Annotated in this window: 5 protein-coding genes; all 5 read right to left on the bottom strand. The window is 41.2% G+C overall.

Annotation, left to right across the window (positions count from 1 at the left end; all coding sequences use genetic code 11):
* Positions 1 to 326 precede the first annotated feature (326 nt).
* Positions 327 to 1,088 (bottom strand): DUF928 domain-containing protein, encoded by a 762-nt coding sequence (locus tag RMZ95_RS33150; protein WP_322685067.1) that lies wholly within the window; start codon positions 1,086 to 1,088, stop codon positions 327 to 329.
* Between the two features lie 25 nt (positions 1,089 to 1,113).
* Positions 1,114 to 3,489, bottom strand: a complete 2,376-nt coding sequence (locus RMZ95_RS33145; RefSeq protein WP_322685066.1) for a CHASE2 domain-containing protein — start codon at positions 3,487 to 3,489, stop codon at positions 1,114 to 1,116.
* 23 nt (positions 3,490 to 3,512) lie between these two features.
* Positions 3,513 to 4,478 (bottom strand): DUF1822 family protein, encoded by a 966-nt coding sequence (locus tag RMZ95_RS33140; protein ID WP_322685065.1) that lies wholly within the window; start codon positions 4,476 to 4,478, stop codon positions 3,513 to 3,515.
* 33 nt (positions 4,479 to 4,511) lie between these two features.
* Entirely contained in the window at positions 4,512 to 5,150 is a 639-nt protein-coding gene (locus RMZ95_RS33135; protein ID WP_322685064.1) for a sigma-70 family RNA polymerase sigma factor, read from the bottom strand.
* Between the two features lie 367 nt (positions 5,151 to 5,517).
* Positions 5,518 to 8,037 (bottom strand): molybdopterin-dependent oxidoreductase, encoded by a 2,520-nt coding sequence (locus RMZ95_RS33130; protein WP_322685063.1) that lies wholly within the window; start codon positions 8,035 to 8,037, stop codon positions 5,518 to 5,520.
* Between the last annotated feature and the right edge of the window lie 142 nt (positions 8,038 to 8,179).

The raw sequence follows: 8,179 nt of genomic DNA, 5'->3' as shown, positions 1-8,179 counted from the left end.
CTCTAATTCCTTTTGATTTGCGTTCTCTCATATCGCTTTTAGTCTAAACTCCAGTTAAGAAAGTTAGATTGCAATCTGGTTTTTTATTGACCTGCAATGCGATTGTATCGGCTGACAATGCGATTGTATCGACTGACAACGTTATTGCATCGGCTTACAATGCCATTGCATCGACTGACAATGCCATTGTTTTGACTAACAATGCGATCGCATCGACCAACAATGCAATTGTATCGACTGACAATACAATTGTCTTGACTGACAATACAATTGTCTTGACTGACTTTCTTAATTTTGAATTTTGAATTTTGAATTTTGAATTGATATTACTCACTCTCTAAATTGCAGCACTCCACCCTTGGTTCAGTTGCAAAATCATTCAAACCCACAGCTTGCAACAGCGCCGTCCAAGAAGGATCTTGCAAATTGGTGCGACGCAGTTCGCTAGCAGCGCTCAAAGCATCATACCAAATACCATTACTTCCATAAAGGATTACGCGCTGAGGTGGTGTTGCTTTTTCCAATTGAGTTTTTAAAGTAGGGTTGAGTTGTTCCCGTTTTACGTATCCTTCAATATCAGCAATAATTTGCTTATCCTTATTGCAGTAAATGTTGAAATACCAACGATACCGCTTACCTATCTCCAGAGGTGCTGCTTTTGATGGCAAACTAAGGCTGACTACTCCTGGTGTCCCGGTTAAAGAAGTTTTATAAATAGTCTGATTTTCTGCTTCATCTTCTAGCACAAACTCTCCAGATGCAAAGTCGGATGCATAAGGAACATAGAATAAGAAACTAGGATGCTCTGCGATCGCTTCTCCAAACACCAATTCTGAGTTTGAATAAACAGGTACTAAAGCTGTGAGCCGCTTTTGAGAAGAAGTTAGTGGCTGATTGATATCCTGACCACAGCCACGGCTACCTGCTTCCGTTCGCTTACCTGGTTCGCCGATGCCTTTTGGTGGAGGCGGCGCCGCAAAAATTAATGATTGATTTAATTGTCCGTTGGAATTTGCAGGCTGTGCTTGCACATCTATACAACTAAGGAATGTTAAACTAACGGCGAGGAAAGTTTGAATCTTTTGCATAGATAATTTCATTTTTATTTATGCCTCAAGTTGTAGAAGTCAGTTGTCGCTGTTGTGAAAGTAGGTAAATTGCCACTGTGCCGCCAGTAACGACTAAAACCAAAGCTGACGGAACTAGGGGAACCCAAATCCCTTGATAAAAGAGAATTAAGCAAAGCACGTATAAGACCCCAAATACACCTCCTTGTGCCAGTACTAAATATACTCCCGACCGATCGCCCCAAGGAAATATCTGCACAACGGTAAAAGCGATCGCACCTCCAACCACAGACCAACCCCAAATCCACAACACTTCACCCCAAACAGGCAAAACTGAGATCAAAGGTCGCTTATCCATAACAGCACTCACTAACTGACTCACCATTTGTGCTTGCAAAATCACCCCTGGTATTTCTTCAGAAGAACCCTGCCCAGTTATGTAAGGAGTAGGAATATAATCACGGAAGCTTTGGGCAGTGGTACCAATGAGAACAATTCGGTCTTTGACTAGTTCGGGATTGACCTTACCCTTAAGAACATCTGTCAGCGTGACTTGAGGAGCAATATCTATTGGAGAACCTTGGTAAGAACGGTAATTGAGCAATATTTGATAGCCCTGTGTATCCGCTTGTTGATAGCCTCCCGTGTGCGATTCTCCTTTGGAGACATTTGACGATCCCAACCTCTGAAAAACAACGTTACCTAGCTGCAAATTTCCTTGGGGGGTGTATTGAGCAGAAATTCCTTCTTTTTCTAAGTAGTGGAATGCTAGTTGAGCGTTAAGGGCGTAGGGTGCAGTACAAAGGGAGGTTGGGTCTGCTGGTTGCATTGCCAATAAATGACGACGCAAAATATTGTCTGAATCTGGGATAATATCACTAAAACCTTGGCGTTCTGGTGGAACCTCTTTTGGAGATGGAACTCCTGGATAGTTTTGTGTGCGATCGCTAACTTTGCAAATTGCAAAGAAATTGTCATCAGTTTGCCAACGAGTGCTTAAAGAAGCTTGGTTAGGTTGTACCGGATCGCTACGATAAATATCCAAGCCAATACTTCGGGGTTGCAACTTTGCTAGTTTGTCCAAAAGTTTCGTCAGTGCCAGATTTGACAGCGATCCACTTCTTTGCTTTTGCTCTGGTAGGTAAAGATCGTCTTCGGTGACAGTGACTATCAAAAGGCGCGAATCTTGCTTTTCTTGGGGACGCGATCGCATTAATTGGTCGTATGAGAGCAACTCCCATGTTTGCAATCCTCCTTGGTGTCTTATTCCTAAAACACCAGCAGTTATCAGCAAACTCAAAATTAACAAACTTTCGAGACGGCGAGTATTAAAAAACCATCGAGACTTTAACCAAGTTATTGGCACTACACCAGGATGTTCGCTAATTACTGGCAACCAACTTGCACCTGGATATTCCTTTTCTATTCCTTTGAGCCTTTGTCTGGCAATGCGAACCGCAGCATATATAGATTGTCCTGATGAAAAAACCTCCAGAAAATGCTTTAAAAATTTTTGAGCTACCCGATCTGGCACTGGTTCCCGCATGACAATAATTTGCGGAATCTGCAAATCTTGCAGTTCTCGCGCTAATCCTAATCCATCACAGGAGTTAAAAATCGCTAATTGTAAACCGTTGGCAACAGCATTTCTCAGTGCATGTCTGAGTTTATCAATTGTTAATTTATCTGTCTGATTAATATAAATACAACTACTTTCACCCTCGCTCTTACTATGACCTGCGAAAAATAAGATATTCCAAGGTTGTTTCCACAATTTTTCATCGATGTCTGAATATTGAGGTTCTACTAAAAAAGTTGTAGCGGCATTAGGTAATTTTTCTAGTAACTGGCGGTCTTGCTCCACATCAATACCATCACTATCGCCTAAAATTGCCAAAATTCTAATTTTATTTCTCCAGAGCGATGTCTGCAATGCACCTATTACTGTTTCTGATTCTGGAACACTGAGAACAACTTCAGCTTTGAGATAATCTCGATCTATCAAATCCCACAAATGCCAAGGAAGTTTCTTGAGTTGCAAACAATGAGTGCGAATCAACACCCGCACTTCCTCTTCTGGCATCAGGTGTTTAAGCCATTTTTCGCGCACGGGACGAAAAGACTCTGATAGCAACCAATTGTTTAAATACTCCCGCACCTCACTAGCTTTTGTGTCACACTCCTTACGCCGCTGGGAGATAGAACCATCGTAAATAATTTTTTTGGCTTTGATGCGGGTAAATTTCCACAAGTTGCGATATGTGGACTGCCACTGTTCAATTGCTGTTGCCATATTTAGATTGGAGGGCAGCTTGCCAGTAATTTCTGTAGTCGGGCGTTTGCCCTCTTCTCCAATTTCCAACGTCACCTGCACACCTAAGTCCAAATCACCATCTAGCTTTAGCACAACTAACTTTCTCATTGGCAGCACCCCTGTTGTTGTTCTTAATAAATGGCAAAATTTTCTGTGATGCTGATATCTCCCAAAACAAGTTTAACGCTGAAACATTCTCCCAACTCACAACTAAACTCCAATTGAATATTCTTGTTGCTATTTCTAGTTTGGGCTTCCATCACAGATGCTCCTTCAGAATCCAGCACAATTAAATGGAGATTTGGTGGTAGATAATGTTGTTCATTTGTCGGATGCACTTCTACGATAATGTCCATTTCTTGCTCATTGTTTGGAGGCAGACTAACAACTAAAACCACTGCTTGCTCCCGTAAAACTTTTCCTAAATCAATCAGTTTGCCTCTACTAAGAAAAGCGCCTGCTTCACTTCTCAGACTCAAAGCTGGATTGACACCTTGAGTGCCTAAAAGAGGTTCAATTTCTTGCCAACCAGTTTCAAAAATATTCTCCAACCATTGCTTCAAGTTAACTAAACCCTGATTACAGGTAAGCGAATCATCAACTATTTCAGCAAGCTGTAATTGAGAAATTTCTTCTAAATAATCCAAAAAATCGTCTAAAGGTTGCAATTGGTTAATCGGGAACAAATCAGTTTGTACCTGCTTGACAAATCCTAGCAGTGTTGCTTCTCTAAATGATTTGCTGATTTGCACAGCTACATAGCCAATCCGATTTGATTGTACTTCAGGTGGTACATAAACAAATTGTGCATCTTCTAATACTGGGCGACATTCTAACAAGCCCAAGTTTTTTAGTGACAAATCAGCGACATCCATCAATGTCTGTTCTATGACATTCCAACTGTCACTTTTATTCAAGTCTGTCTCAAACCCCATGCAACGTAGATAAGAATTGGCGAAAGACACAGACAAAGTATTGAGATAAACTTGTTCAGCTTTTGCTTGCGTGGCTTGTTGTCGTCGTAACTCTTCTGCCCGATGTCTTCCATCCACAGGTATTGGGGCTGAAAATGTTAAAAATTCTCTGGTTTTGCTCATATTTTTGCCTAGCTAGTTAGATTATATTAAAGATTAAATATATAAATATTCTTGAAACTTATTAGCAAACTTTTTCAGACAACGTTGGTAAAAAGTATGGAGAGATGTGATTTCAATGCCCCATTCTGCTGAAATATCTTTCCAAGTAATACCTGAACATCTTCTTGTAGCTATAGCTTGAAAATTTGCCTCTGGATGACCTTTGATATGTTCTTTGCAAAAAATTAATTCTGGGTCAGTTTCTATACATTCTCTTACTTGTTCAAACAAAGATACAGGTTGAGATGAGGGTATATTTTCCCAGTGAGAGCTTTCGAGATTTATTTCATTTGTTTTGCCGAGAACTTTTGGGATAGCCTCTGGAAAAAAGCGTCTAGTTAATAGCATATTTACCCAAGTCACCACTTCGCCTCGTTCTGGGTCATACTTATTAATATTGTTGTCTTGACAAATATAGAAAAATAAATTTTGTACTGCCTCATCATAGATATCTTCATAAGCTAGTTCAAATTGACCTTTATAAGGATGAACAAGCTTCCCTGATTGCCAAATAGCATTAATCAGGCTTGTTAAAGCTATCCGCTTTTCCTTGGTTAGGTGTGTGTATTTTTGGGCTGCAAGTGCTAATTCTTTAAGTTGTACATCTAGTTGTTTTCTTGGGTCATTAGCCATAAAAGACCTCAAATCAGAAGCTACCAAGTTATTAATCGCACTATATCTCATGTATTAATCCTGACTTTTACACAAAGCAGCCACAATTGTTACAAAACTTTTTGCTCGTGCATTAAATCCGATCGTTGGCGTTGCATAATGGCGATCGCATGATTCATACTTGGATTCAGCAACGCCCCTTCGGCAGTACCAGTTTTTGAAGCATAAAGGATAAGAATCGAATGGCACGCTTGATAACGGCAAACCCATTATATATAAGGCTTTTGGGTGTGGTGTGTGGCTGAGTGGGTGTAGTAAGTCAGAAATTTATTTGTATCCCCACTCATATTTACTAGAAACAGGGTGTAAGTATTTCACCTAGATATTTCTAAGTAACCTTTTTTAGCCGACAGGCAAAGCATTTAAAAGCTTGCTGTCCTGAAAGATTGTCATAATAGTTTTGGTCTATTAAGACATTAGCAGCTTCATAGTATGGAGTTGCCAAATCCTCAGCCATCTTCTGTTGGGAGCCGAACCAATTAGGGACAAAAATAGTGTCTTCTCGAATTCCTTGCCAAAGTAGTGCTGTACCTTTGATTGCTCCTCTGGGGCTTTCAACAATAATCTCATCACCATTTTCAATCCCAGCAGTTTGTGCGGTTTTTGGGTGAATTTGTACCAGGCGAACACCATTCATTTGCTTGCCTGTATAAGTCCAGTGGGTAACAGAGTGGAAATGAACTACACTTGGTCTGCCAGTCATTCCCATGAGTGGGTACTGCTTGTGTACCTCACCAGAAGATATTTTCCCCAATTTGACCTTTTGAGTCAGAGCCTGCGGATTTACGGGATTTTTGACCAACTCAGATGCATACTCAATAGTAGGATGCTTACCTGTTACCTCTGGATGGGTATAAAAGCTAGGCAGAGCAGAGTGCCCAGCCTCAGCTAACCGAGTTTGCAATTGTGGAGTGTAAATTTCTACTTTGCCACTAGGAGTCAGAAATCGCTTACCAATATTATTAGGATTAAGGGCTTCTGCGGCTTCATACCAAGAGGGATGATCCAAGTAAAGTGTACTGACACCAGGATGATTCACTGTTGGGCAAGGCCAGCGCAAAGGTTCTTTTCTTTGGGATAGTCTTTGTTGAGTCATGCCCCCCATTCCTGGGGTATTCCTTAGAAAAGTTGCCCATAAATTACCATAGTCTTTCCAAGAAGAAGGAAAGTTATCCCTCCAGTATTCAGGCGGATTGCGTTTGTCTAATTTAGCTGTGGCGTGTGCTAAATCAATCCAAATATGCCAATCTGGTTTCGACTCCCCTACTGGAGCAACCACTTGTTCTTGCCAACGGATTGCTCGATCGTCCCGCCGCATATAAACGGTTTCCATTTCAAAACCACTAGTTACCGGCAAGATAATATCAGCATAGTACGCTGACTCTTCCATGAACAATCCAGTGTAAACATAAAATTCTAATTGCCGATAAGCCTGTTGTACTTTAACTGTGTCAGAACAAGCTAGCAGGGGATTGCCTTGAGTAACGATCGCTTTAAGCTGATAAGGTTTGCCTGAAATAATCGATTGGGCAAAATAATCTGGCCCAACTGGCAAGGCGATATCTTTATTAGGTGTTTTACCAATAATCGCTGGTAAATTCAAGCTCCCTGGCCAAGTGTTATGCATGAAATTGCAACCACCACCATTAATTCCAATATTGCCTGTAATTGCAGCCAGAAATGTTAAACAACGGTAAGTGTCAAAAGCTCCTAATTGATGAGAAATCCCAGCATTGCAGAAAATAGCAGCAGGCTTAGTTTTGGCATAAGCTTCAGCTAGAAGTCTAATTTTTGATGCTGGAACATCCGTGACAATTGAAGCCCACTCTGGTGTGTAGCTGAAGCTTATTAGGTGCTTTTTGAGTTCATCAAAACCCAGTACCCACCGTTTTACAAAGGCAGCATCATATAAGTTATTAGTCACTATGTGATAGAGCATTGCCAAAACCAAAGCCAAGTCTGTATGTGGTTTCGGTGCAATCCACTCATCAGCTTGCGCTCCTGTAGGAGTCAAGCGGGGGTCAATCACTACTAACTTGGCTTTAGTCTTAGCACGGCTTCTAAGAAGATAGGCAAAGGTTACAGGATGTGTTTCTGCTTGATTCGTACCTAAAAACAGAAACAATTTTGCACTTCCCAAGTCTTCTTTTTTCGTCGCATCATCTATTCCGTAGCCGTTTGTAAAATTGCCTAACCCAAATGTCCATGCCAAAGCATTGCCACCTGCATCGTTGCATACAGGCCCAACATCAGTATTATTAGGACTACCCAGCAGACTAAAGTAGCGCTCAACCAAAGAACCCGTTCCCCGTGGTAATCTCCCAGAGGTTTTATTTGCGATCGCTCTAGCTTCGCCTGCATCCCTAAGTGCCAAAAACTTGCTAGCGATAATTGAGAGAGCTTCATTCCAAGAAATTGGCTCAAATTGAGAATTGCTGTCACCTTTGTCTCCACCAACCCGCTTCATTGGGCTTTTCAAGCGAAAGCGATTGTAGACTAGCTGGGTCATCATTGGCCCCTTAATACAAAAGCCTCCTGCCTGTACTGGGTCATTTGGTTCACCTAAGACATCTATAATCCGCCCGTTTTTGAGATGAACTTTCAAACGGCACAGGGAATTGCAGAATTGACAAGCACTATTTACAATCTTGTCTGGCTGTAGAGCAGCCGATTTCTGAGTAAAATCAAATTCAGTACTTTGAAGAGGGATTGCCTGTTCTTGCTCAACACTTGCTGCATCAGCTACTTCTTTTTTGACTAACTCTGCTCCACCAACAGCAGCTGTACTAATAGCCACCCCTTGAAGAAAACCACGCCGTGAGGTCTTTTTCCTACCCTTTGATGTCATGGAGATCCTCTCCCTACATATCGCGCTTATTACAGCATTTCACAAATAGGCGCGCAATTTAACTGCGTTCTAGTAGATTACTACATAAGTATAGGACTCATATTTGATTGCGTGAAAAAAACTCAGTACAGCTTTATTCCTT

This window comes from Nostoc sp. DedQUE07, from assembly GCF_034530975.2.
Lineage (GTDB): Bacteria > Cyanobacteriota > Cyanobacteriia > Cyanobacteriales > Nostocaceae > Nostoc.
The sequence above is the reverse complement of the archived record's forward strand: the minus strand, read 5'-3'. Positions and strand labels throughout refer to the sequence as shown.

Bases quoted from the DNA above. Each gene is read 5' to 3' on its own strand.
- RMZ95_RS33150 (WP_322685067.1), bottom strand. From the start codon at position 1,088: ATGCAAAAGATTCAAACTTTCCTCGCCGTTAGTTTAACATTCCTTAGT.
- RMZ95_RS33145 (WP_322685066.1), bottom strand. From the start codon at position 3,489: ATGAGAAAGTTAGTTGTGCTAAAGCTAGATGGTGATTTGGACTTAGGT.
- RMZ95_RS33140 (WP_322685065.1), bottom strand. From the start codon at position 4,478: ATGAGCAAAACCAGAGAATTTTTAACATTTTCAGCCCCAATACCTGTG.
- RMZ95_RS33135 (WP_322685064.1), bottom strand. From the start codon at position 5,150: ATGGCTAATGACCCAAGAAAACAACTAGATGTACAACTTAAAGAATTA.
- RMZ95_RS33130 (WP_322685063.1), bottom strand. From the start codon at position 8,037: ATGACATCAAAGGGTAGGAAAAAGACCTCACGGCGTGGTTTTCTTCAA.